This window comes from Mycolicibacterium parafortuitum, from assembly GCF_002086815.1.
In the GTDB taxonomy this organism is placed as follows: Bacteria; Actinomycetota; Actinomycetes; order Mycobacteriales; family Mycobacteriaceae; genus Mycobacterium; species Mycobacterium parafortuitum.
Genome location: NZ_MVID01000009.1, coordinates 65553 through 88824, shown reverse-complemented (window position 1 = coordinate 88824; position 23272 = coordinate 65553). Strand labels below are relative to the sequence as shown.

The 23272-nt window shown below is 65.1% G+C and carries 21 protein-coding genes and 1 pseudogene; 9 read left to right on the top strand and 13 right to left on the bottom strand.

From position 1 onward, the window contains the following. The 5 genes from BST38_RS12695 to BST38_RS12675 all read right to left on the bottom strand — a co-directional run bounded on the left by BST38_RS12695 (position 1) and on the right by BST38_RS12675 (position 4577). On the bottom strand, positions 1-657 hold the full coding sequence (locus tag BST38_RS12695) for an isochorismatase family protein (protein ID WP_066830195.1): 657 nt from the start codon (positions 655-657) through the stop codon (positions 1-3). Continuing rightward, positions 654-2051 (bottom strand): FAD-dependent oxidoreductase, encoded by a 1398-nt coding sequence (locus BST38_RS12690; protein WP_066830198.1) that lies wholly within the window; start codon positions 2049-2051, stop codon positions 654-656. Before BST38_RS12690 ends, BST38_RS12695 begins: the two co-directional genes overlap by 4 nt. Continuing rightward, positions 2048-2866 (bottom strand): alpha/beta fold hydrolase, encoded by an 819-nt coding sequence (locus BST38_RS12685; RefSeq protein ID WP_231983899.1) that lies wholly within the window; start codon positions 2864-2866, stop codon positions 2048-2050. Before BST38_RS12685 ends, BST38_RS12690 begins: the two co-directional genes overlap by 4 nt. 187 nt (positions 2867-3053) lie before the next feature. Further along, the gene (locus BST38_RS12680) at positions 3054-3773 is read right to left on the bottom strand and encodes a hypothetical protein (protein WP_066830205.1); all 720 of its coding nucleotides are present in this window, start codon (positions 3771-3773) and stop codon (positions 3054-3056) included. A 456-nt stretch (positions 3774-4229) separates the two neighbouring features. After that, positions 4230-4577 (bottom strand): winged helix-turn-helix transcriptional regulator, encoded by a 348-nt coding sequence (locus BST38_RS12675; RefSeq protein WP_083143657.1) that lies wholly within the window; start codon positions 4575-4577, stop codon positions 4230-4232. Between the two features lie 101 nt (positions 4578-4678). Here BST38_RS12675 and BST38_RS12670 point away from each other — a divergent pair, with 101 nt between their 5' ends. The 4 genes from BST38_RS12670 to BST38_RS12655 all read left to right on the top strand — a co-directional run bounded on the left by BST38_RS12670 (position 4679) and on the right by BST38_RS12655 (position 8558). Further along, complete coding sequence (locus BST38_RS12670; RefSeq protein WP_083143656.1) at positions 4679-5944, top strand: amidohydrolase family protein; 1266 nt, start codon at positions 4679-4681, stop codon at positions 5942-5944. Positions 5945-6064: 120 nt separating this feature from the next. Continuing rightward, positions 6065-6349, top strand: a complete 285-nt coding sequence (locus BST38_RS12665; RefSeq protein ID WP_083143655.1) for a hypothetical protein — start codon at positions 6065-6067, stop codon at positions 6347-6349. Beyond that, positions 6343-7071: an SDR family NAD(P)-dependent oxidoreductase gene (locus BST38_RS12660; RefSeq protein ID WP_083143654.1), complete on the top strand. Its 729-nt coding sequence runs from the start codon at positions 6343-6345 to the stop codon at positions 7069-7071. The genes BST38_RS12665 and BST38_RS12660 overlap by 7 nt, the downstream gene beginning before the upstream one ends. Positions 7072-7430: 359 nt before the next feature. After that, complete coding sequence (locus BST38_RS12655; RefSeq protein WP_083143653.1) at positions 7431-8558, top strand: FAD-dependent oxidoreductase; 1128 nt, start codon at positions 7431-7433, stop codon at positions 8556-8558. A 234-nt stretch (positions 8559-8792) separates the two neighbouring features. Here the strand turns inward: BST38_RS12655 and BST38_RS29845 are convergent, their stop codons facing one another. From BST38_RS29845 to BST38_RS12625, 6 genes are all read right to left on the bottom strand, one after another. Continuing rightward, the gene (locus BST38_RS29845; RefSeq protein WP_420872573.1) at positions 8793-9269 is read right to left on the bottom strand and encodes a hypothetical protein; all 477 of its coding nucleotides are present in this window, start codon (positions 9267-9269) and stop codon (positions 8793-8795) included. 185 nt (positions 9270-9454) lie between these two features. After that, on the bottom strand, positions 9455-10018 hold the full coding sequence (locus BST38_RS12645; protein WP_083143652.1) for a hypothetical protein: 564 nt from the start codon (positions 10016-10018) through the stop codon (positions 9455-9457). 778 nt (positions 10019-10796) lie between these two features. Then, positions 10797-11090: a putative quinol monooxygenase gene (locus BST38_RS12640; protein ID WP_083143651.1), complete on the bottom strand. Its 294-nt coding sequence runs from the start codon at positions 11088-11090 to the stop codon at positions 10797-10799. Between the two features lie 142 nt (positions 11091-11232). After that, complete coding sequence (locus BST38_RS12635) at positions 11233-12087, bottom strand: helix-turn-helix transcriptional regulator (protein ID WP_083143754.1); 855 nt, start codon at positions 12085-12087, stop codon at positions 11233-11235. A 58-nt stretch (positions 12088-12145) separates the two neighbouring features. After that, entirely contained in the window at positions 12146-12940 is a 795-nt protein-coding gene (locus BST38_RS12630) for an SDR family oxidoreductase (RefSeq protein WP_083143650.1), read from the bottom strand. Between the two features lie 149 nt (positions 12941-13089). After that, positions 13090-13713, bottom strand: coding sequence for a hypothetical protein (locus tag BST38_RS12625; RefSeq protein WP_237160772.1), 624 nt, complete (start codon positions 13711-13713; stop codon positions 13090-13092). A gap of 807 nt (positions 13714-14520) precedes the next feature. On the opposite strand from BST38_RS12625, the gene BST38_RS12620 reads away from it, so the two are divergent. From BST38_RS12620 to BST38_RS12610, 3 genes and pseudogenes are all read left to right on the top strand, one after another. After that, a complete protein-coding gene (locus tag BST38_RS12620) occupies positions 14521-15765 on the top strand; it encodes an amidohydrolase family protein (protein WP_207569355.1) in 1245 nt (414 codons plus the stop codon). Between the two features lie 34 nt (positions 15766-15799). Further along, positions 15800-16153 (top strand): annotated as a pseudogene (locus BST38_RS12615) (biotin carboxylase); the annotation flags it as partial. After that, positions 16150-17331 carry a serine hydrolase domain-containing protein gene (locus BST38_RS12610; protein ID WP_083143648.1) on the top strand — a complete coding sequence of 394 codons (1182 nt, stop codon included), beginning with the start codon at positions 16150-16152 and terminating at the stop codon, positions 17329-17331. The pseudogene BST38_RS12615 and the gene BST38_RS12610, both read left to right, overlap by 4 nt. An 11-nt stretch (positions 17332-17342) precedes the next feature. Here BST38_RS12610 and BST38_RS12605 read toward each other — a convergent pair whose 3' ends face one another. Together BST38_RS12605 and BST38_RS12600 are read right to left on the bottom strand one after the other, a co-directional pair. Further along, positions 17343-18548 carry an MFS transporter gene (locus BST38_RS12605; protein ID WP_083143647.1) on the bottom strand — a complete coding sequence of 402 codons (1206 nt, stop codon included), beginning with the start codon at positions 18546-18548 and terminating at the stop codon, positions 17343-17345. A gap of 259 nt (positions 18549-18807) precedes the next feature. Beyond that, positions 18808-19839, bottom strand: coding sequence for an alpha/beta fold hydrolase (locus tag BST38_RS12600; RefSeq protein ID WP_133057222.1), 1032 nt, complete (start codon positions 19837-19839; stop codon positions 18808-18810). A 32-nt stretch (positions 19840-19871) separates the two neighbouring features. Here BST38_RS12600 and BST38_RS12595 point away from each other — a divergent pair, with 32 nt between their 5' ends. Both BST38_RS12595 and BST38_RS12590 read left to right on the top strand, forming a co-directional pair. After that, a complete protein-coding gene (locus BST38_RS12595) occupies positions 19872-20423 on the top strand; it encodes a YaeQ family protein (protein ID WP_083143645.1) in 552 nt (183 codons plus the stop codon). A 112-nt stretch (positions 20424-20535) separates the two neighbouring features. Beyond that, positions 20536-23271, top strand: coding sequence for an ATP-binding protein (locus tag BST38_RS12590; protein WP_207569354.1), 2736 nt, complete (start codon positions 20536-20538; stop codon positions 23269-23271). Position 23272: the final 1 nt, after the last annotated feature.

Genomic DNA, 23272 nt, shown 5'->3' with positions numbered 1-23272 from the left:
TCATGCCGCGCCGGTCATCGCCGAGACGATTTCTCCGGTCGGCAACACCGCGTGCGCGAGAAACCGATAGTTCACCAGCGCTGCCTGATACCCGTCGCCCCAGGCGGGGTGACGGGGGCCCGCCACCGCATCCACGGCCACCGCAACTTCGAATCCGTCCTCGAGAAGGTGACGCAGGTGAGACTCGACGCACATGTTCGCCAACATCCCGGCGAGGATGACGCGGTCGCATCCTCGCTTCCGTAGCTGTAAGACAACGTCGTTGGTCTGCGGCCCGAAGACCTTGTGGGGGCTCGCGACGGTGGTGGTCGGGCGGTTGATATAGGGCGCCAGCGCAGGTAGCCAGTCTGCGCCCGAACCCGCGAAGTCGGTCAAATCCAGGGCCCCAACGCGGGCGAACGTTCCGGTGGCGAACTCGTCGGACTCCAGCGGCCCGTTGAACAACCACTGCGAATCAGACGGATAGAAGTAATGCGGCGAGATGATCAGCGGATACCCCTGGGCGACGGCGGTTTCCATGAGTTGGGCGAGGTGGGCCACTGTGTCGTTCTCGGTGACACTCGCGCCGACGGACGCCCAGTTGCGTGCGGTGGGACTCAGGACGTCGATCTGCGGATCGATGACCACGACCGCGGTGTTCGTAGGGTCGAACTTCATTGCAGCAGTCCTAACAGCTGGTTGAAACACTCCGACATGGACGGATGGGTGTAGATCTCGTCCCGCAATACCGATGCGGTGATGCCGTGGCGCATCGCCAGGGCGACGATGTTGATCACCTCCTGTGCGTCGTGACACAGCAGGGCAGCGCCGAGAATCCTGTCGGTTTCCGCGTCCACCACCACTTTCATCATCCCGGCCGTGTCATCGACGATGCGGGCTCTTGCCACGGTGGCCAGGTTCACCACCGGGCTGGCCGCCACTTTGAGGTCGTAACCCGCGGTGCGCGCTTGGTTTTCGGTAAGGCCGACACGTGCCAGTGGGGGGCTCAGGAACAGGCAGTTCGGAACTGCTCGGCGCTGGGCGGCAGACCTGGGTTCGGCAGCACCGCCGAGCTGATCGAGCACGATGCGGTAGTCGTCGAGAGAGATGTAGGTGAACTGCGGTCCGCCGTTGACATCCCCGACCGCATAGATGTGGGGTTGGCTGCTACGGCGGTAGTCATCGACCACGACGGCACCGGTGTCGGTCATCTCCACCCCGGCCCGATCAAGTCGGAGATAGGCGGAGTTGGGCGTGCGTCCGAGCGCGATCAGCACGACGTCGGCCTCGACGGTGGCGGCGCGTCCGCCGATGCGATACGCCACGCGTGCCAATGGGGGGGCGCCCGGCCGCGGAACAGTCTGCACTTCAGTGACTTCGGCGCCGGTGAGGATCGTGGCTCCCCTCCCGGACAGGACAGAAACTGCAGCGTCGGCGATGTCTGGGTCCTCATGTGCCAGAACGGCCGGACGTTGCTCCAGAACGGTCACGGAGGTGCCGTATCCGGCGTACATCGACGCGAACTCCAAACCGATGTAGCCGCCGCCGAGAATCACAAGCCGGTCCGGGCGCGAGGCACGCCGCAGCAACTCCGCACTGGTGACCACGACCGGACTATGCCGCACGCCGGGTAGGTCGGGAATCACCGGTGTTGAGCCGGTACCGATGACGATGTCGCGCGCCACCACCGTGGCGAGACCGTCCTCGGTCTCTACCGCGACCGAGTTCGCATCGATGAAGCTCGCCCGACCGGTGAGCACCCGCAATGACGGGACCGACTGCAGTGCCGCGAGATTCGTAGCCCGCAACCCGGTGGTCAGCCGCTCTGTGGCAGCGACCGCATCCGCGTAAACCGACGTTCCGGACGAGCCGCGGGGCGAGTGCTCACTGCGGTACACCATCGACTTCGTCGGCACACAGCCCGTGTTGATGCAGGTGCCGCCGTACATCTGCGCCGACTCCTCCACCAGCACGACACGCTGACCTTGTCGGCCCACCTCAGTCGCCAACGTCTTGCCGCCCTTGCCGAATCCGATGACGAGCAGATCGACCTCAATCACCTGCGGGGTCACGCGAGGAACTCGACGATCTCGCGGGCGAAGTCCGTGACGTGCTGGAAGAGGAACCCGTGCCCGGCATCGCTGTACAGAATGGCCTTGGCATTGGGCATCCGGCCCACCATCGCGAAGGTGGCGTAGGCATCGATCATCCGGTCGTGCGCACCGTTGGCAACCAAGGTCGGAATGGTGATCTCCCTCAGGCGATCCCAGATACTCGAACCGGTCGAGGCAATGACGGCCAACTGCGCCTGCATCGTCTCGATCGACACCGGAACATGCTCCGGCGACAGGACACGGTCGTCCAACCTCCGCAACGACTCCAGTCCCCGCTTGCGACCCGGATCCTCATCGGGAAAGAACAGATAGAGAAAGTCATCGTCGTCGTTTACAGGCTTGGTGGCAACCTGCCAGATCTTCGGATCGGGTTGCGGCATGCCGGGGACACCACCACCGGGAGAGCTGCCCGCGACGATCAGCCGGCGCACCAGATCAGGACGTTGCAACGTGGCCGCCTGCACCACGATCCCGCCCAACGACCAACCGAGCAGATCGACCTCGGACAGCCCCAAGGTGTCGACGAACTCGGTGAGTCCGCCGGCCAGGGCGGCCATGCTGGCCGGCGCGACGCCACTGGTCCTACCGTGCCCGATGTTGTCGAAAAGGATCACCTCACGTTCGGCTCCCAGTGCGTCCAGGAACGCCGGATCCCAGTGATCCATGGTGCCGCGAAAGCGCAACGCCAGCACCAACGGGACACCGGTACCCGCACCGAAGCGACGGTAGGCGAACCGTGCGCTCGGCCCATCCAGATAGCGGGTCTCGGCCATCAACGACAACGAATTCTCCATATGCTGTGCACCCTTCATCGATCGCTCGCGAGATCGCCTCGGATCCGCGTCATCTCCGGATTCTCTTGCCTGCAGACCGCGAGAGCCATAGGCACATTGACTGTCTTCCATCCGGCGACGCCGCCGTCGGATCTGACCACCCGTAAGCAGGATGTGTCGCCTACGGTTACTCGAACGCGAAGTCGGATAGGTCCACCGAGACGATCAGCGGATCAGCGGCCGCCGTGTTGTCATCGTTGCGCGGGAAGATGCGCAATCTGGAGGGCAACACGATTCCCTGCACGGTGACAGGATCGAGCAGATAGCGAGCGGCGGGATTGCTGCCTTGGATATCCACGTCGTAGTCGTGGCGACGCAACAGCCCCGTGTCGTCGACATAGAAGGTCTGGACCGTGCTGTGGGTGGCGATGTCCCGGGGGAAGGTCACGCGCAGCCGTCGCCAAGTCTCTCCGTTCTCCGCCCACGGCTCAATCTCGTCGGTCAACACCCCCGGTCGGGCCAGGATGAACGGAGATGTCAGGTAGGTCCACATCGTGTATCCGGCGAAGTAGGCGACCTGCGCGTTACTCCACGGGGTCTCCATGACGTACCCGGCAAATGAATCACGGGGTTCGTCGAGTTGCTCGACGACCTCGCCCGCGGGTGTTTCAATGGTGACTCGCTTCGGGGTGAACTGGGACCGGTGATCGGTGGGGGCGAAAGGCCAGTGCGACACCCACTCTCGGTTGAGGTCGACGCGGACGTTGGCCTCCTGCAATACCGTCGGCTGACCCTTGACTCCCCACAGCACACCGCCCTGGTGCAGTCGGGCGTTCAGGAACGCGAACCGGCGGAACCGGTCGAGACCGCCGTGCGCATCAAGCATCACATCAACCAAGTCAGACATCTTGTCTCCTCGAAAGGCACATCCCCGGTGGGATTCACGATGGAAAGGAGCTGATTCAGTTCAGCTCCACACGATGACTCTGGGCCATCGTCAGCCGACCAGGCATCCGTCAGATGACTACGTTTCGGCGCTTTCGGACGGTGGTCAGCGCAACGAGGAGCGGTTGTGCCGGTTAATACCGCGCGTGGAATGCGTCTTCTGGACGTGAGCCCGCGCGGTGCTGTCGCCATCGCACAGCTCACCCTTAATCAGCCGTCAGTGGAGCCGGGTGAAAGAACCACGAGGCGTACGGAGACTGTTATGCCGGTTCTACACATCGGGGAATATGCAGAAATCGAATATGCAGTGTTACCAGTAAGATTACGGCAGTTTCCTTGGATGGATCAGGAATGTTTTGAGTGGCCCTCGCCCGCCGCGTTGGGTTGAGCTGTCCAAAATGCGTCAGCGACATAGTGATCAGGGAGGTGCCGGACGACCGTGCTCGTCGACTGGTGCACCGGCCCATGCACGTAGGGCGTCCATGGCCGGTCCAAGCGCCCGTCCACGTTCGGAGAGCCGATACGTCGCGGTGACCGGCGGGCCGGGGTCGACGTCGCGCTCGACCACGCCAATGGCCTGCAATTCAGATAGGCGCTCACTCAGGACGCGCTTGGACAACGCCGGCAGTGCCGCGTGCAGTTCGTTGAACCGCGCCGGACGCTGAAGAAGCAGGTCGACAAGGAGTCCCGTCCAGCGTTTGCCGAGTAGGCCGAAGACCTCCTCGGTGTAGGAGCACGCCCGCAGCGGCGGCCGGGATTCGGTCATTCCTCATGGTAAGACCGTCGTTCGGCTTCCCTTATTAGATTACTAAAAGTAACCTAGTTCTCGAGCGTCGCCGCGGCGCTCTGGAGCTTGAGGAGTAACCGATGGGCGATGCGGTCACGCGAACGGCCGAGGATCACGATTCGGCGCAGCACGATCTCGTCGTTCGCCGCGGGCACGTTTTCGACGGGCACCGACCGCTCCCCGGCCTGTACGACATCGCGATCAACGGCAGTCAGATCGCTGCGGTGTCACGTCAACCACTGCGGGGCAGAACGGAGGTCGACGCCTCCGAAGGCTGGGTCCTCCCGGGTCTGATCGACACGCATCTGCACTTCTACGATGTCGGCGCGGTGTCAGACGAGGAGTCCATGAGGGCATTCGAGGAGACCGAACTCCCCCGCAAGCTCGCGCTCTTCCTCCAGCACGGGGTGACGACGATCAAGTCGGTGGGTGACCCGACCGACGGGATACTGAACACCCGCGCGAAGATCGCCGCGGGATCGTTGCAAGGGCCGCGGCTGGTGGCGACCGGATGTGGCATCACCGGCCGCGACGGCCATCCCGCCGCAACCATCTTCGCCGGGAACCCCTGGGCCCGTAGCCGATTCACCGCCGAAGTCGGCAACGCTCAGCAGATGCGTGATGTGGTGCACCACTTAGCCGATCGCAAGGTCGACGCGATCAAACTGCTGTCCGAGGGTGCGTGCGCATGCACCACCTCGTCGACGTACGTCTGGCACAACCCGGCGTTCCCGGCCTCCGTCGACCTCGTGCGGTTGCCGTCGGACGTCCTTCGCGCAGGCATCGAGACGGGACACGAGCGCGGCCTGCGGGTGACCGTCCACACCACCCAGCAGGTCGCCGCGCGCGAGGCCGTGGAGGCCGGTGCGGACGGCCTCGAGCACGGTATCACCGTCGAACCCCTCACCGACCACGCCTTGATCGACCTCATGCTCGATCGCGGGATCACCTACACGCCGACGCTCTGGATCGACGACGCTCTTCATCCCGATAGTCGGGACAACGTCAAGAAGGTCGCCGATGCTGGCGTCACCATCGCGTTGGGAAGCGACACCTTCAGCGGCCGAGGGCTTTTCGGCGCCAATACACTGGAGGAGGCCGAGCTGATGGTTGCGGCCGGGCTGTCGCCCGTTCAATCGCTCGTCGCCGCCACCAGTGCCGCAGCGCGGCACTGCGGCCGCCCGGATCTCGGTGTGGCCGCCCCCGGTAAACGCGCCGACCTGATCGTCCTGACCGCCGACCCCACCCGCGACATCAGCAATGTCCGAGAACTCGCCATGACGATCTTCGACGGCCGGATCGTCGTCGACAACCGTCACGCGACGATGCGGCACCGCGGGGGGTGAGCCCCGTGACGACATGGTTGATGTTGCAGTCCACAACGGCTTAGGGCGCGTGTTGACGAAAAGCTGCCACCCGGATTTTCCGCCCTGATTCGGTGCAGCTCTGCCAGAATTGGTGCCGCAATGACCGACACACCCCGGCCCGCACGCATCGTCGACACCCATGTCCACCTATGGGATCCGGCACGATCCGACTGGTATCCCGAGCAGGCGCAACTCTTCCTGGGCGACGTCGGTGCCATGCGCCGGTTCGACGTCGCCGACTATCGCGCCGAGACAGGTGACTGGATGGCCACTTCCCCATTCCGCGGTGTCCGCCCGACGGACGCCCAGCAGGGAGCACTTCTAGCACCGGAGGCGCGAGAGAAGTCATTCGCCACCAACGCCGAACGGATCCACCGATGCTGACACGCACCGCGGTGGTCACCGGCGGCAGTGGAGGAATCGGCAAGGCCTGCGGGCGCCACCTCGCCGCGAGCGGTTACGACGTCGTCCTCATTGCCCGCCGGGAGGCTCCGCTGCGCGCAGCCGCCGACGAGATCGGCGCACGCCACATCGTCGCGGATGTCACTTCACCGGCCGCGTTCGGCGACGCGGTCTCCAGCTTGTCCCGCATCGACCTGCTGGTGCACGCCGCGGGCGTCCTCGACGGCACCTACGCCCGCAAACAGACCTTCGACCAATGGCGGACGACGATGTCGGCCAATCTCGATTCCTGTTTCGTCGTGACCCAGGCCGCGCTTCCCCTGATGCAGGCCGGTTCACGATTCATTTTCATCTCGTCGTCCGCGGCACACGAACCCATGCCCGGACGGACGGCCTATTCGGCATCCAAAGCGGGCATGAATGCCTTCGCCAGAGCCCTGGCTCTAGAGGTCGACCGAGACGGGATCAACGTCAACATCGTCACACCGGGACCCGTGGAGACCGACATGCTGACCGATGTCCCCTTCGCGATGTACGCCGTTACCCCTGACGATGTAGCGCAGGCCGTGGTGTTCCTCGACACGGTTCCTGCCGCAGTGGACATGCCGGAAATCTGTCTCAACGCGATCACCCGAGGTCCCCACGCCCGTCCACCTACCGTCCCGAAGGATCGGACATCACCGGGATCCCGTACGACTCATTGACTTCATCGTCCGCGACGGCACAGCGAAGCTCACGAACCAAACCGTCGCGCAGCCCATCGTGAATCATCTTGACCTCCAACCCGCTTTTCTCCGGCGGAGGCAGGTTTATAGCGGGGGCCACTACTGCCTCGGCAATGATGGACCGAACCGTGGACCACGCCCCGAGAGTCGCAGAACTCGCGAACGAAGACCACAGTTCCTGTCTCGCGACATCAGGAAGACTCCGGTAGCGTCGTAGCCATCGCGAAAATCGACCGATCAAGCGGTCGCCGACACGGTGCTTAGGCCAAAGGTCTCAGCCGCCCAGCGTCTTTTCATCGGAGCTCGACATGTGTCGTGCCGTAGCCGGGGAGCGCCTGATGTCGTTGATAGTCATCGTTGGGGCTGGACTTGGAGGCCTCACACTGGCCCGCACTCTGCACGTCCACGGCGTCGCCACTACCGTTTACGACGCTGAAGAATCTGACGCCGCGCGTGTTCAGGGCGGCCTGCTCGACATCCACCCACACACTGGACAGGCGGCGCTGCGCGACGCGGTGTTGTTCGAAGACTTCCAGGCCCTCATCCGTCCAGGTCACGACGCCAAACGTATCGCCGGACGCGACGGCACCATCTTGTTCGATTGGCCGGGAAGCAGCCTCGGCACCCGCCCTGAGGTGGACCGCGGCGATCTTCGCCGCATGTTGATTGCCTCGCTGCCTATAGGCACCATCCGCTGGGGACGGAAGGTGAGCAGGGTGACCACCGCTCCGGGCCAGCGCCCTCAGGTGAACTTCGCCGACGGCTCATCGACTGCAGCCGACCTCGTCGTGGGTGCTGACGGCGCGTGGTCGAAAGTGCGCCGGAGCGTCTCCGGCGTCGATCCGGTCTACACGGGCACCTGCTTCATCGAGATTGGTTCTGCCCATGGACAGTTGCTGTCTCGTGAAGGCGCAGCGCTTATCGGTCGCGGCACGCTCATGGCGCTAGCGCCCGGTCAGGGCATTCTCGCTCACCACAACACCAACAACACGCTCAGCGGCTACGTCGCCATCATCGCACCACTCAACCTCGTTGAATCTGTCGACATCGGCGGCCCAGCGACCATGCGAGCATTTATCGGGCAGCGCTTCGAGGATTGGACGCCTGCACTCTCCTCATTGGTGTCCGACAACATCCAGGATCCAGTGCTGCGTCCCATCTATGCGCTACCCACGACGCATCGCTGGAAGCGGCTGCCGGGCGTGACGCTGATCGGCGACGCCGCGCATCTGATGTCACCGTTCGCCGGCGAGGGCGCCAACCTCGCGATGTTCGACGGCGCAGCGCTGGCCGCACAGATGATCGCGTGCCGCGGCCACATTGAGGAAGCGTTGTCGGCGTATGAGGACGCGCTTTTCCCGCGCGCCGCTGAGGCGGCCCGACGCAGCGCAAGCAATCTGGAACAGTTTTTCGGACCTGACACGCCCGACAGTGCGGTACGCCTGTTCGCCGGCCTTCTCACTTGAACCAGGCCTGATCGTGGCCCTGGCGGGCGGAGACCGACGGCCACCTGGCCGGCCTCTCTGGTTAGGAAATCGGATGCGTGTCAACGCTTATGCCGCCTTCGCACTAGGTGCCGCGCAGACTGCACTACCGAACTGAAGGCCGCGGTGTACACGCGATGACCGACCCGGACGCACCCTCGACAACGGGCACCGGCCCCGCCGTCGGGCGGAGGCCGGCGCCGCAATGGCGTGGAGTCAGACGGACAGCAGGCGGTCGAAGAATTCCCGGTACCGCTTCAGCGCGATCCGCAGATCTTCGGTCGATGCCTCCTGGCCGCGGGCCCATTGCCCCTCGAGACGTGAACGGGCATGGGCGAAACTGGACGTCAGTTGGTCGACGACATCGGAGACCAGGCCGTCGGCCTTTTGCACGCATTCCTTCGGGTCGTCGACGAAGCTGGCCTGGACGCTGTCCCACCGGGCGCGAAGTCCCACCCTCTCATCGTCGCCGAAGAGTTCCTCCCCCGTCGCCGACGAGCTTCCGCCCGCCGCGTCGGTGGTGGCCGTACTCGATGACACGCCCTGGACGGCTGACGGATCGGTAGCCCGTCCCTGCTGCGAGAGGTGGTCGCCGGTCGGCCCGGTCGTCGGGTCGTTCGCCGAACGGCTCATACGCTCGTCCGTCGGCTGGGCGAGACGCTCCCCACTCGGTGGGGCCACCGTCTCAGTCAACGGCGGCTCCGACGGGGAACGAGCGCCAAGGCCCGCTGACCGATCGGCGTAGCCGGAGTTCTGGTCGTACCCCGGTGCGGCGCCCTGATCGGTGGGATAGTCCTGCCGGTCGGCGGGATGCTGTGCCGTCGCCGCGTCGAGATCCCTCCGCGTGGGGTCGTAATCGGTGTGCTGATCGTGGGCGGTCATGCGCGTGCCTCCTGTGAATTGTCCTTCTCCGATTCGAGCAACTTCGTAAACAGTGCGCGGTAGTGCACGAATGCCTGACGCTGCTGCTCGGTGCCGACGTCCCCCTTCTGCTGCGCGAGGTGGATGTCGTGTGCTGCGCGATAATCCGCGACCACCGTGGGGTGGTCGACCGAGATGTCGGCGGCCCGGCGGTCGAAGTCGTCCACCGGATAGCCACGCTCCCGCATCACCTCCGTGACGAGCAGATCGGCTTCCCCCACCGCGCTCGACGGATGATCGACGAACGCGGTCTGTACGGCCCTCCACCGGTTGGCGAAGCCGTCCAGCGCCGCGGGGCTCAGGGGCCGGATGTCGAGCTTGTCCCGCTTGCGCTCCCGCGCGATGAGCTCCTTCTCGGCAGCCCTCTCGTCGCCGGCCTCGGACACCGTACGGTCGTACTCGGGACCGAAGCGCTGCTTGAGCCGGTCGGAGTCGCGTCGACCCCGAGTGGCGATAAACGCCACCGCCGCGATCACGATCACGACGGCGATCGCGACCAGTATCCATATCCAATTGGGCATTTCGATGTACCTCCTATGCTGAGCAGGGCGTACCCCGCGGCTTTTCAACACAAACGTCAATACTTCTGGATTGAGTCCAGACTATTCTGAAACTGTTGTTGCACAACATAATCCGGCCAGGTGAGTGTCGGCCGCGCCGAAGCGCGTCGTGCATTACTCGGCAAGTGATCATGGCGGTGCCCTCGCGAGGTCCGGCATCGCTGAGATGGGTTCTCGGCGCCCTTCCCTGTCGACCCGGTGCTCTCAGCGCGCACTCAGTGGACCACCGTCGGGGGGTAGCGCACTACACCCCTAGGGAGGGGTTTGAGCGCCCATGTGCGGGCACCCGCACCCGGACGTTGGCTGAACGAACGGGTGCGAGCAGGACGCCCGGTTACCACCGCCCGCTCCCCTGGCCCGACCGACAGATTCAGGCCATGCGATTCTGGCGAAATTGCGCACGCCGGCAACGGATTTGGATTGTCTGGCTCAGTCGCGCCTCGCAGGCCGCACTGTTAGCGCATGCAGCGCGGAGCGCCGGAGCAGGCTGCTCAGGATTCCACCGGGAACTGACCGGGCCATCCCGGTCGCGCTCACGCGGCGAGACCCGGTGAACATGTTCGGCCGCTGATATTCGCGAATGTCCTGCATTCAGCCGACTTTTCCCACAGCGGTGCACCGCGGCCCCGCCCGCACACGTAACTGCCTGGTTCCCTGAGGAAACGAACCAGGCGCCCTGCTCCCCGACCCTGAGTTCCACATCGGCCCTCTCACGTCGAGGCGGCGCCCGCGCCGGCGGTCAGACGTCGGTAGTGACGTACCGGGTCTTGACCGGGGGTGCGGCCAGTAGCGGCGGCAGGTCGACGATCTTGCCCTCGCCGGCGCGGAAGGCACGATATGCCTCGTCGTCGGCGACGCTCTCCCAGACTTCGTAGATGACCCAGTGCGCCTCGTCGTCCTCGTCGACAAGCACCTCGACCGTCAACGCTCCCTGGAACGATCGTGTCTTCTGCAGTTCGCGCACGAACACGTCGCGGGCATCGGCGAGGGATTCGGGCTTGAACCTCAGCTCGAGCAAAACGGTGACGGACATTGGTGGTCTCCTGTCGTGTTGCTGTGCCCTTCAACTGTGTCAGACGAGTAGGTGGACGGTGACGTCACCAGTCTTGTCAAGCCTCGGCCCGTTCCAATTCGGCTATCCCGTGGCGGCGCGACGCCCAGAGGTGACTTTTCTCTTAGCTCGCCCACGACGCCAACAGGGCCAGATTGTCGGCGGACGCCGATCCTGCGGGTGCGGTATAGATGTTCAAATGCAGGCCGGGGTCGGTCGGCAGATCCATGGACTCGAAGTTCAGATCGAGCCGACCCACCACCGGATGGTTCACCTGCTTGCTCCCATATCCATGCACCCGCACGTCCTGTGACGCCCAATTCTTCCGGAATAGCTCGCTGTGCGTTGCCAATTCGCCAACCAAGGCGATGAGCTCATCGTCGTGGGGATGAATGCCCAGCTCCATGCGCAGCACCGCCGCGGTGTTTCGCGCTACCTGGTCGTAGTCAACGAAGAACTTTTCGGCCGCGCCGGCGTCCAAGTACACGAACCGCGCGGTGTTGGCGGGCCGTCGGGAGTCTGCCAGCACCGGGGCATACAGTGCGCGACCGAGGTGATTCATGGCGAGCACGTCGTGGCGACCGTTGCGGATCAACGCCGGCGCTCCGGTGATGGCGTCGAGCATCTCTTGCAGCGCCCGGCGTACCGTCGTCGGAGGTGCGCAGCGCCGTCGGCCGGCGGATGCTCCGGATTGCCGCGCCAGATGCACCAAGTGATCACGCTCCGCGTCGTCGAGCTGCAACGCCGTCGCGAGTGCGTCGAGCACGGCCTCGGAGGTGCCGGCCAGGCTGCCGCGCTCAATCCGTACGTAATACTCGACCGACACCCCGGCAAGGAGGGCAACCTCCTCGCGCCGCAGACCTTCGACGCGACGTTTCCCGCCGTAGGAGGGAAGGCCGGCCATCTCTGGCGCGATGCGGGCGCGACGTGACCTCAGAAACTCTCGGATCTCGGTGCGCAGATCAAGCGTGGAGTCCATCCCCTCACCGTAGGCCTGCACCGCACGGGAAGGGAGGTAGCGCCAGTACCCCCGGGGGTCACGCCGTCGTGGCGATCCCGCCGTCGACGGGGATGATGGTCCCGGTCAGGTAAGCCCCGGCCCGGCTGGCGAGGAAGACCGCGACCCCCGCCATGTCGTCGTCGCGGCCGATCCGTAGTAGCGGAGCCGACGCTGCGATCGCTTCACCGAATTCGTCGAGGGTGGTGGCCATCATCGTCGACGGGAACGGTCCCGGTGCCACCGCGTTCACCGTGATGTGCTGCGGACCGAGTTCCTTGGCGAGCACCCGGGTGAGTTGGTGTAGTGCAGCCTTGCTGCTGGAGTACGAGTAGTTGGGACGCTGGGGGATGTGGATGGCGGCGATGCTGCCGATGTTGATGACCCGCGCTGGATCGTCGACGGTCCCCGAGTTGCGTAGGGCCGGCAGCAGCGCTTGCACCAGCCAGAACGGCGACTTCAGGTTGAGGTCGATGACGGTGTCCCAGGCCGCGTCGGGAAACGTCTCCAAGGGCTCGTCCCACATGGCACCTGCATTGTTGACGAGGATGTCGAGGCACTCGGAGTCGGCCGTGACGAGGTCCGCGAGGCGTTCGCATTCCGCGTGCCGGGACAAATCGGCGGGGACCGCCCAGACGTCGCCGTATCGGGAGAGCTGTTCCTGCGCCTGAGCGCATGCGTCTGCGTTGCGCGAGCTGATCGCCACGCGGGCCCCGGCCTGCGCAAGCCCCCGCGCGATCATCATCCCGATGCCCCTCGTGCCACCGGTGACGAGGGCGCGCTTGCCGTTCAAATCGAAAAGTTCTGTGTGCGTCGCCAATTGGGTTACTACCACGTGTCGCCTTTCTCGCGCTCCGGTTCACCGCTTCCCTCTCAACGCTAAACAGCACGCCAGGCACCGAGGAGATCCTGAGAGGAGGGGTACCACGAGGGTCCCCTCAATGATGCGTGCGCCCGAGGATCCCTCGATGAATCGGTCTGCCGTCAGGCGATCGGGCGCAGTGCGTCGAGTGCCTGCCGGTGGAGGCCGGCGGCGTCGCCCAATGCGGCCTGGATCGTCCGGTAGTACTGCGTCCCGACCCCCCGATTGCGCTTGAGTAGTTGCGGGTTCTGCGCCAGCGTCGCCGCCTGCACATGGTCGCCTGTGATGCCGTGCTTGCGGTACGCCTCGAGGAACCGGGTGATGAACCGGGTGATCGCGGAGTTCGGATCCTGACGTTCGGCGACAGTGCCGAAGCTGGCCTTCTCCTGGAACAACCCGATGACCTCGTCAGCGGCGGTCCCCCGACCGCCATAGGCCTGCACCCCGCCCGACACCGCCGGACGGAAGCTGGACTCGATCTTGGCGGTAGCGATGACGGTCGTGATCTGGTCGTCGGTCAACCCCGCGTACCGGCCGTGGCTGACGATGGCCTTCACGATGTCGTGGGCGTCGGATTCCTTGGTCACCACGACCACCGGCGGGCGGAGCGCGACCACCGGTGCTGCGGCCACGACAGTCGGCTTCTCCGGCGCAGCGGCTTGGGGTGCCACCTCCGCGGCGTCGGCTGAGCCGTGCTCCACGGCGATCTCCGCATGCCGGTGCGTCGGCGCCAAAAGCACAGACACGCCGCCGAGACCAGCGGCCACGAGGAGGGCCGTGACAAGTGCTGTCGAGTGCTTGCGGCGACGGAACATCGTCGTGGGGCGGCCGGTTCTTGGCATGGTCCTGCTCACTTCTCTACGCGTTGAACATGCGGGGCCGGGTCGGACACGGCCCCTCCCCTCGGTGGCGAGCGAAGGCAGCGGGCAACTGCCGACATTTGGGCAGCCGCGAGCGCGGCGCAGCCAGACCGAGAGGTTTGCTGTATGCGTCAGGGCGGGAACGACCGCACGTCGACCCGGCGCTGACATATTGTGCGTGTGGCAAGCGACTCATCTATTGCCACACTGTGATTTCGGCCATCAGACTGGCCATAACCCGAGTTATCAAGGTTGCCAGCACTGTATGCGATCAGCCGAGATTGGCCAAATCCGAAGATCTGGGCCGCAGCAGGCTCCCCGCAGTGGACCAGGGATATACCCCCAAACATTTGCTGATGAATTGCATGCAGCCTCCGACGGGGTTCACCCAACTTGCGGTATCACGGTGGCGGCCGAGGGCGCGCGAACAACGGTTTCCCTGTTGACACATTCGGGGCGGTGCTGCACTCGAATACGCTGCGTCAACCAAACTAAGCCGAATAGCCCTGTTGCCCAACGGGTCTCGCTTCCCGCGCAAGATCCGGCAATGCCCTGTCGCCCGCTCGGCTTCATCTCGCGTTCCCGCGTTACCCGGCATGCGACACCCACCCCGGTACGTGAAGAAATCAGCGGTTTTCCCTACTCAATCGGGAGGTCATCCCCCGCGACACTCGAATTTTTGAGGGGCATCCTGTGGTCTATGCCCCGTGTTTTGGTAGCCACATTGTCAGCGAAACCCGTTTCAAGCGAAAGGGCTGTACCGAATTGGACAACGCAACGTCGGAGCAGGCTGATATGAGGACGAGCATACAACCCCTGCAGGAATTTTCGACAAGACGCCGCAATTTTATGATCGGCGCCGCCGCATTCGGCGTTGGTGCCGGATTATCGGCATGTGCCGCCGGCGCCAATGAGTCAACGCGAGAGCCTTCACATGTTTCCGCGCGGGACCAAGACCTACCTTTCATCGCCACGGAAGAGACCTATACCACCGATGAGCTGATTGCCCTGAACGCGATTAACGATGATCATACCGAGTACCTCAAGGAAATTGGCCTTGCCGAACTCGGGCCCAGCCGCATCGCCGCAATGGATGAGGCGAGAATAAATGTTCAAGTTCTTTCAGCACATACACCGGGCGTGCAGAATCTCGTCGGTCAAGAGGGCAACGATTTTGCGTATCGTCTCAACAAGATGATCGCCAGCGGCCCGATGGCCACCCATCCGGGACGCTACCAAGCCTATGCGACCCTGCCTCTGCAGGACCCTGAGGCCTCTGCGGACGAACTGGAACGCGCTGTCCGCGAAGACGGCTTCGTAGGCGCCATGACGAATGGGTTCGTTGGTAACAAATTTCTTGACCACCGGGATTTTGAGCCCGTTCTGGCACGTGCCGAGGCACTTGATGTTCCGATATACCTACACCCGGGCTTTCCGCCGAAGCAGGTCTTCGATATCTACTACGGTATCGAGCGCCCAGGATACAACGATCAGTATCAGGATTACATTTTCAGTGGCTCAGGATATGGTTGGCACCAAGAGGTGCTTACTCAAAGCCTGCGATTGATCCTGACCGGGGTCTTCGACAGATTCCCTGGACTGCAGATGATCGTCGGCCACATGGGCGAGGGTCTTCCGTTCTACTACGAGCGGATCGTGGAGGATTTGGGAGATTCGACCGAACGTTCTCTGAATAAACCGATCGGCAAGTACTTCGATGACAACTTCTGGTTCACAACCAGCGCATTCTTTCAAGATGAATTGCTCGACCTCCTGCTGAAGTACATCAATGTTGACCGGGTGATGTTTGCGACCGACTATCCGTTTGCGAATATGAAGGAAGGAACCGACTGGTTTCGGGCTGTAGATCTGCCCCGTGAGACCAAGGAGAAAATCGCCTTCCGAAACGCAGAAAAGTTGTTTGCGATCAACATGTGACGCGCCTATGCGGCATGGCGGACAGTTGGACGCCCAGTTGATCATCTCGGAGACCTCTCCGGACGTGGAGATCTTCACCTCCACTCCCCGCACCGGGGTGTGGCGCCTCCACGAGGAAGGCGGGGTTTCGTTCGCCCGGCCAGGCAACGACTGGGCGACCCTGCTCAACGAGTCCGAAGCCTTCTACATGCGCGTCGCCGCGCCCGGTGAGATCCGTTGCGCCGGAGCGCAACTCGGCGTCCTTGTGACCCGTGGGCATCTACAGACCGAGGATTATCAGCTCACCGAGCGGTGCAGGCGCTGGATTTTCGGCCTGAAAGCACAGTTGAGGTCGATACCGCTGGTATCGACCAACCCGATGGTGTCGCGACTCGTCGCACGAGCATGACCGGCGCCCCGGCGAGTATCTCGCTGGCCAACTGGCTGACGCAGCCCTATGCGCACTGGTCGTTGCAGCACGTCGATGACTTCGTACCCACCGCCGTGATCCCGCGCGGCACCGGGGATATTGCCCGGCTGGTCCTCGTGGAGGTGCCGCTCGCCGACATCCGCCTCACCGACAGCGCCGGTGCGCCGGTGACAGTCGGAGAGGTGCTGGCCCGCACCACCACCGACGGATGGGCCCTCGCCCAGCATGGAGCGCTGCTCACCGAGGAGTACTTCGACGGCTTCGCCCCGCACACCCGGCACCTGCTGTTCTCGGTGAGCAAGTCGCTGATCGGTGTGGTCGCCGGCGCCCTGCACGGCGCGGGCGTGATCGACGTGGACGCCCCCGTCACGGCTTACGTTTCCGCCCTGAACGATTGCGGATACTCCGGGGCGACGGTGCGGCACCTGCTGGACATGAGGTCGGGGATCGCGTTCAGCGACGACTACATGCATCCCACCGCGGAGGTGCACCTGCTCGACCAGGCAGTCGGATGGGCGCCCAGAACGAGTCCGGATGTGCCGGCGACGCTCTACGACTTTCTCCTCACCCTTCAGCAGAAATCGCCACACGGCGGTCCCTTCGAATACCGCTCGTGTGAGACCGACGTGCTCGGCTGGATCTGCGAGGCCGCCACCGGGCAGCCGATGCCGCAACTGATGTCCGGGCTGTTGTGGAGCCGCACCGGCGCCGAATGCGACGCCTCCCTGGCCGTCGACGCCGCCGGTACCGGGTTCTTCGACGGGGGTGTCAGCGCGTGCCTGACCGACCTCATCCGGTTCGGTTCGCTGTTCCTCCGCGAGGGCGTGTCGATGACCGGCGAGCAGGTGATTCCGGCCGCGTGGATCACCGACACCCTGCAAGGTGGTCCCGACTCCAGGCAGGCATTCGCGGCCGGGCCTGGCGGCAACGACCTGCCGGGCGGGATGTACCGCAATCAGGTGTGGTTTCCCCATCCCGGTAACACCGTCGCCCTGTGTCAGGGCATGCGCGGGCAGATGATCTACATCAACCGGGCCGCCGACATGATCGCCGTCAAGGTGTCGACCCAGGACGACGCCGGCGACCCCCGGATGTTCGCCGACACGCTACGCGCGTTCGACGCGGTGGCCGCTGAATTGGGACCGAGCCCTCCCTGAGGCTGGACGGCTCACGCCGGACCGAGAGTCCGCGGCTTTGTGGCGACCGCCATCAGCGCTCCCGCTGAAGCGATCACACCCAGGGCGAGGAACATCGCGGCGTAACCGCCGAGGAGACTCGCCAGTGCCGCGCCGACGAAAGGACCCACCGCTGTCGCGATCATGATCGGGGCGTTGAGGTAGGCGCTCAAATGGCCGTAATGGATTGCGCCCCAGCGCTCCGGAACTGCGGTGGCTTGCAGCAGCGTCAACACCCCGCGCATCACACCTGCCCCGATCGCGACCGCCACTAGTGCCGCATACGAGGTGAACACACCCAGCACAGCGGTAGTGGTCGCAACTCCCGCCATGATGAGCACGGTCCGGGGCACGACGCCGATCCGGCGCACCAGAAACTGGTAACCGAGGCGGCCCAGCACTTGTCCGGCGCCGCCAAGGCCCAGAGCGAGGGCGGCAGCGCTGGTGCTGATCCCCCGCTGGTTCATCAACGGCACTAGGTTGGCGATCACCGCGTACGAAGCCAAACCCGAGAGCGCAAAGGCAGCCACCAACGCCAGAAAAGCCCCACTGCGCGTGGTGCGGGTTGGTGGCTCGACGTTGTGCTCCACGCTGACCGCGGGCCACGGACGCCGCAATCCGACAAAGTGTGCCGGAACCGTGATGACCGCCAGAACGCCGGCCAAGACCACATAGGTGTGCCGCCAGCTCAGATACTCGGACAGTACCGCAGTCAGCGGCGCGAAAACAGTGCTGGCGAACCCGGCTACCAGGGTCAGAATCGTCAGCGCACGAACCGCGTCTGGGCCGAAGAATCGAGTCAGTGCCGCGAAAGCGGGCGCGTAGAAAACGGCGCTCATCGAAACGCCCGCGAGGATCCAGGCCACCGCGAACCATCGGAGATCGGGCGCGGCGGCCACGGCAACAACCGAGATCGAGCCCAGTACCGAGCCGCCCGTCATGATCCACCGGGGACCGATCCGGTCCAGCCAGCGCCCGACTGCGATGCCCACCACCGCCGAGGTCACCAACCCTGCCGAGAAGGCCGCGGTGACCGCAGGTGCCGGCCATCCGGTGTCGGCGCTGATCTGCGGGGCCAGCACTGTGAAGGCGTAGTAGAGCACGCCCCAGCTGGTGATCTCGGTGACGCACAGCGTGGACAACACCCAGAACCGTCCCCGGGCTGCTCCGACGGCCGTGTTCCTCTCAGCCGGAGTCATCCACCAATAGGAATGAGTGACAACGGCAATGGTTGCCGGGCGTCTGCCCGGGCGCCCGACGGCTGCGGAGTCGGGTCGAATGCGACACGCATCTCCGGCAGGAACGACAGATGCGCGTCGGCCAAAGTCGGCGGCTGCGCGCCGATCGCCACGACAGGCGGCCCAGACATCCGCGTTCCTTTGATCGACAACTTCGATCGATCGTGTTCGATGCATCGAAGGTTGTCAAATGCGGCGATCGCCGATCGTATTGCACGAATTACGACCCGCCCGCCTGCCTGCCGCCGCTCCATTGGTCGGCTTGTGTTGTTTTGGAATGATGTCCGCCTGCGCTCCGGGCGGCCGCGTCGAACTCGCAGAACATCCTGGTGAAGTACTCCGGCTGCTCCTCGGCTACCCAGTGGCCGCAGTCCGGGACAAGGTGATCTGTGACCAGCTCAGCGACCTCTGCACACATCGCCCGGAAGTTGTGCGCGAGTGGGCCGGATGCACCTCCGGAAGCCAACACCGGGATGGTGAGCTTGCCGTGTTCCCCCAGCGCGGTGCGGTTGTCGGCGGCGTCGCGGTCGAGTTCCCGGTAGATCTCACACATCGCGCGCATGGCTCCTGGCGCTTCGTACGCGCGGGCGTACACGTCAAGGTCATCATTGGAGATCGCATCCGGCTGGTAGGCCAGTTCGTCGAAGAACCGGCTGATGTACCAACGTTCACGTCCGTGCGTGAGGTACACCGCGATGTCCGGGTTGGCGTGAAAGGCGAACTGCCACGCCGACTTCTGAGTCACTCGCCACTCGTAGTAGGCCGTGCCCGGCAGCGGAGCCTCCATGAAGGTGGCGCTCACGACATCCTCGCGGAACCGCAGCGCGAAACTCAGAGCCAGCATCGACCCCAGGTCGTGGCCGACGAGCGAGATGGGCTCCGCCACGCTCAGGGTCTCGCGCACCAGGCTGTGAATGTCACCGGCCATCGTCCACTTGTCGTATCCGTCACGAGGTTTGTCAGATGCGCCGGCGCCGCGGTAGTCCGGCATGATCACCCGATATCCGGCGGCGGCCAGTGGCATCATGACCTTGCGCCACTCGTAGCGGGTCTGGGGGGCCCCGTGGAGCAGCACGACCGTCTTGGTGGGCTGCGGTGGAGTGGCCACGGTATAGCCGATACGAACCGTCTGCTGCGGGTCAACCCAGGCCCGACCATGGTGGACATCGACATTGCGTGCTGAGGTCATGTTGTGTCCCTGTCTGTGTGCATGCCGGTCCGCGGCCAGTATCCCCTGCCGCGGCCTGATCACATGGTCAGCGTCACCAGAGTGGACACTAGGGCGTGGCCCTTTCCGCGACAGTGTTCAAAGTCGAACTCGGCGTCTCCGACGTCGACCACGGTTACTACGCCGATCACGCACTGACCGTGGCTCGTCACCCCAGTGAGACAGATGAGCGGATGGTGGTGCGGTTGTTGGCTTTTGGTTTGCGCGCCCACCGGCTCGGCGAAGTCGACGGTGAGTTGGCGTTCGGGGCAGGCCTTTCCACCCCCGGCGTACCGGACTTGAGGCTCTCGGACTACACGGAGCGGATCCTGGAGTGGATCGTCGTCGGCCAGCCCGACGAACGGGTCTTGGGCAAGGCGGCCAGTAAGGCCGACCAGGTGCTGCTGTTCCCCTTCGCCGCCGGCGTGGCCACCTGGTGGCGCACCGTGGGGCCCAAAGTGTCGGGCGTGCCCAATCTGTCTGTCGTGCAGATTCCGCACGCGCCGGTGCAACAACTGGCCCAGAGTGTCGATCGCCGAGTCTCGGCGCAGGTCATGGTGATGGAAGGTCAGGTGACGATGACCGTGGGTGGCATCGACGCCACCTTTACGCCCGAGCCGTTGCAGTAGACCTCGAAGCCCGAGCTATTCGGCTCCACGGCAATGGCCTCCGGGGCGGATCGTGGGGCATCATATGGGCCTGGACGTGCACGTGGGATGACTTCTGACACAGGGGGCCCGCTTGGCAGCGAACGACGAGCTGATCGGACGCCGCGACGAATGCGCGGTCGTCGACGGCATCGTCGACGCGTTGCGCGCCGGAGAGAGCCGGGCATTGGTGCTGCGCGGCGAACCCGGCATCGGCAAGACTGCGCTGCTGGACCATCTCGCGCGGGCCGCCGACGGGTTCCAGGTGGTGCGTACGGCCGGTGTGCAAGCCGAGATGGAATTGGCCTTCGCCGGCGTGCACCAGCTGTGTCAGCCGTTCCTGGACCACCTCGGGAGATTGCCGGCGCCGCAACGCGACGCCCTCGGCACTGCACTCGGGATCGCCGAAGGCCCGGTGCCGGACCGCTTCCTGGTCGGCCTGGCGGTGTTGAACCTATTCTCGAACGTCGCCGCCGAACGACCGCTGATCTGTCTCGTCGACGACGAGCAGTGGCTCGACCGGGCCTCGGCGCAGGTGCTGGCTTTCGTGGCCCGGCGGTTGGGTGCGGAATCGGTGGCGGTGGTGTTCGCAGCCCGGGAACCGACCGACGCGGTGTCCGGACTGCCGACGCTGGTCATCCGCGGCCTGCACGCTCCTGACGCGCGGGCACTGCTCGAGGCGGCGCTGATCGGTCCACTCGACGTGCGGGTGCGCGACAGGATCGTCGCCGAAACCATGGGTAACCCGCTGGCGCTGCTGGAACTGCCCCGGCAGATGACCGCCGAGGACCTTGCCGGCGGATTCGGATTCTTTGGGGCCGCGGGGATTTCGACGGGTGTGGAGCCCGCGTTCGGGGCACGCATCGCCGGCTTGCCGCGACCGTCCCGGCTGCTGTTGCTACTCGCCGCGGCCGAGCCGACCGGCGATGCCGCCCTGGTCTGGCGGGCCGCCGAACTCCTCGAGATCTCCGCCGAGTCGGCGGTGCCCGCGGTCGAGGCCGACCTGGCCGGATTCGGCACCTGGGTGCGATTCCGGCACCCCCTGGTGCGCTCGGCGGCCTACCGGGCAGGCACTGCACAGGACCGCCGGCGGGTGCATCGAGCACTGGCCGAAGCGACCGACCCCGAACATGATTCCGACCGTCGCGCTTGGCATCTGGCGCATGCGGCGACGGGGCCTGACGAGGATGTCGCCGTCGCGCTCGAACAATCGGCTGACCGCGCGCACCGCCGCGGCGGGGTGAGCGCGGCGGCGGCCTTCCTGGAGCGGGCGGCGGCAGTGACCGCCGACCGGGACAAACGCGCGGAACGGGTGCTGGCCGCGGCGGAGGCCAAGGCCGAGGCCGGGGCGTTCGACGCCGCGGTCGATCTGTTGGCGCTGGCCCGCTCCGAACATCTCAGCGACCTGCAGTGGGCACGGGCAGATCTGCTGCAGGCACGGATCGCTTTCGTCTCCCAGCGCGGCAGTGACGCTCCCCCGCTGTTACTGAAGGCCGCCGAGGGGCTGCGGGCGATCGACACCGACCTGTGCCGCACCACCTACATCGAGGCCTTCACCGCGGCGATGTTCGCGGGCCGATTGTCCGTCGGCGCCGACGCCGAGGAGATCGCGCGATCCGCGGCGGACGCGCCACGTCCCCCGGGCGCGCCGCAGTTACGAGATCTGCTGCTGGACTGGCTGGTCGAGTTCTTCACGCACGGTCACGCCGCGGCCCTACCGGCCCTGAACCGGGCATTGGACGCTGCCGAAGGGGATGTCCCAGAGTGGGAAGGACGCCGGTGCGCCTGGCTGGCCACCGTCGCTGCGCTCCGGGCCTGGGATGACCGGCGCTGGCATGAGATGTCCAGCGGCTACGTCGATTATGTGCGGGTCGCGGGCATCCTGAGCGATATCCCGCTGGCGCTGAACACGCATGCTTTCATGACCATGTTCACCGGCGAGTTATCCGCTGCCGCAGCGTTGGTCGAGGAACTGGCGACGGCCCAGGACGCCGTCAAGAGCACCATCGCGCCCTACGCCGCGCTCGGCCTCGCGGCGCTGCGCGGAGCCCGCGACACCGCCCTGGCATTGAGCTCGCGCACCATCTCGGAGGTCACCGCTCGAGGCGAGGGCAACGGCATCTCGGTGGCGATGTGGGCAACAGCGCTGCTGCACAACGGTTTCGGTGACTTCCAGGCCGCACTCGACGCAGCGCGTCAAGCCATCGAGTATCCGGCAGGGCTGAGCTCAGCCAACTGGGCCTTCACCGAACTGGTCGAGGCGGCAGCTCGGTTGGGTCTGCAGGACGAGGCCGAATCCGCATTGCGTCGATTCAGCGAGATCAGCCGGTCGAGCGGGACGGACTGGGCGCTGGGCTCCGAGGCGCGGGTGCGGGCGTTACTTGCCGACGATGCTGCGGCCGAACGCTTGTACGTCGAGGCCATCGATCGGCTCGGCCGCACCCGGATCCGTACCGAACTGGCCCGCGCGCACTTGGTGTACGGCGAATGGCTGCGGCGGCAGCGCCGGCGCGGCGAGGCCCGCACCGAGTTACAGACCGCGCATGACATGTTCATCGCGATGGGGATGCAGGCCTTCGCTGAGCGTGCCGGACGTGAACTGCGGGCCACCGGTTACGGTGTCGCGGCCGATGAACCCTCCGCCGTCGGAGGCGCGGCGCTGACCGCACAGGAGGAACAAGTGGCCCGGCTGGCCCGCGACGGGCTGTCCAACCCGGAGATCGGCGCCCGGCTTTTCATCAGTGCCCGCACGGTCCAGTACCACCTGCGCAAGGTGTTCACCAAGCTCGGGATCAGCTCCCGCAGCCAACTTCCCCAAGTGCTGACGTAAC

Bases quoted from the DNA above. Each gene is read 5' to 3' on its own strand.
- BST38_RS12695 (WP_066830195.1), bottom strand. From the start codon at position 657: ATGAAGTTCGACCCTACGAACACCGCGGTCGTGGTCATCGATCCGCAG.
- BST38_RS12685 (WP_231983899.1), bottom strand. From the start codon at position 2,866: ATGGCCGAGACCCGCTATCTGGATGGGCCGAGCGCACGGTTCGCCTAC.
- BST38_RS12680 (WP_066830205.1), bottom strand. From the start codon at position 3,773: ATGTCTGACTTGGTTGATGTGATGCTTGATGCGCACGGCGGTCTCGAC.
- BST38_RS12675 (WP_083143657.1), bottom strand. From the start codon at position 4,577: ATGACCGAATCCCGGCCGCCGCTGCGGGCGTGCTCCTACACCGAGGAG.
- BST38_RS12670 (WP_083143656.1), top strand. From the start codon at position 4,679: ATGGGCGATGCGGTCACGCGAACGGCCGAGGATCACGATTCGGCGCAG.
- BST38_RS12665 (WP_083143655.1), top strand. From the start codon at position 6,065: ATGACCGACACACCCCGGCCCGCACGCATCGTCGACACCCATGTCCAC.
- BST38_RS12660 (WP_083143654.1), top strand. From the start codon at position 6,343: ATGCTGACACGCACCGCGGTGGTCACCGGCGGCAGTGGAGGAATCGGC.
- BST38_RS12655 (WP_083143653.1), top strand. From the start codon at position 7,431: ATGTCGTTGATAGTCATCGTTGGGGCTGGACTTGGAGGCCTCACACTG.
- BST38_RS12645 (WP_083143652.1), bottom strand. From the start codon at position 10,018: ATGCCCAATTGGATATGGATACTGGTCGCGATCGCCGTCGTGATCGTG.
- BST38_RS12640 (WP_083143651.1), bottom strand. From the start codon at position 11,090: ATGTCCGTCACCGTTTTGCTCGAGCTGAGGTTCAAGCCCGAATCCCTC.
- BST38_RS12635 (WP_083143754.1), bottom strand. From the start codon at position 12,087: ATGGACTCCACGCTTGATCTGCGCACCGAGATCCGAGAGTTTCTGAGG.
- BST38_RS12610 (WP_083143648.1), top strand. From the start codon at position 16,150: ATGACCGGCGCCCCGGCGAGTATCTCGCTGGCCAACTGGCTGACGCAG.
- BST38_RS12605 (WP_083143647.1), bottom strand. From the start codon at position 18,548: ATGACTCCGGCTGAGAGGAACACGGCCGTCGGAGCAGCCCGGGGACGG.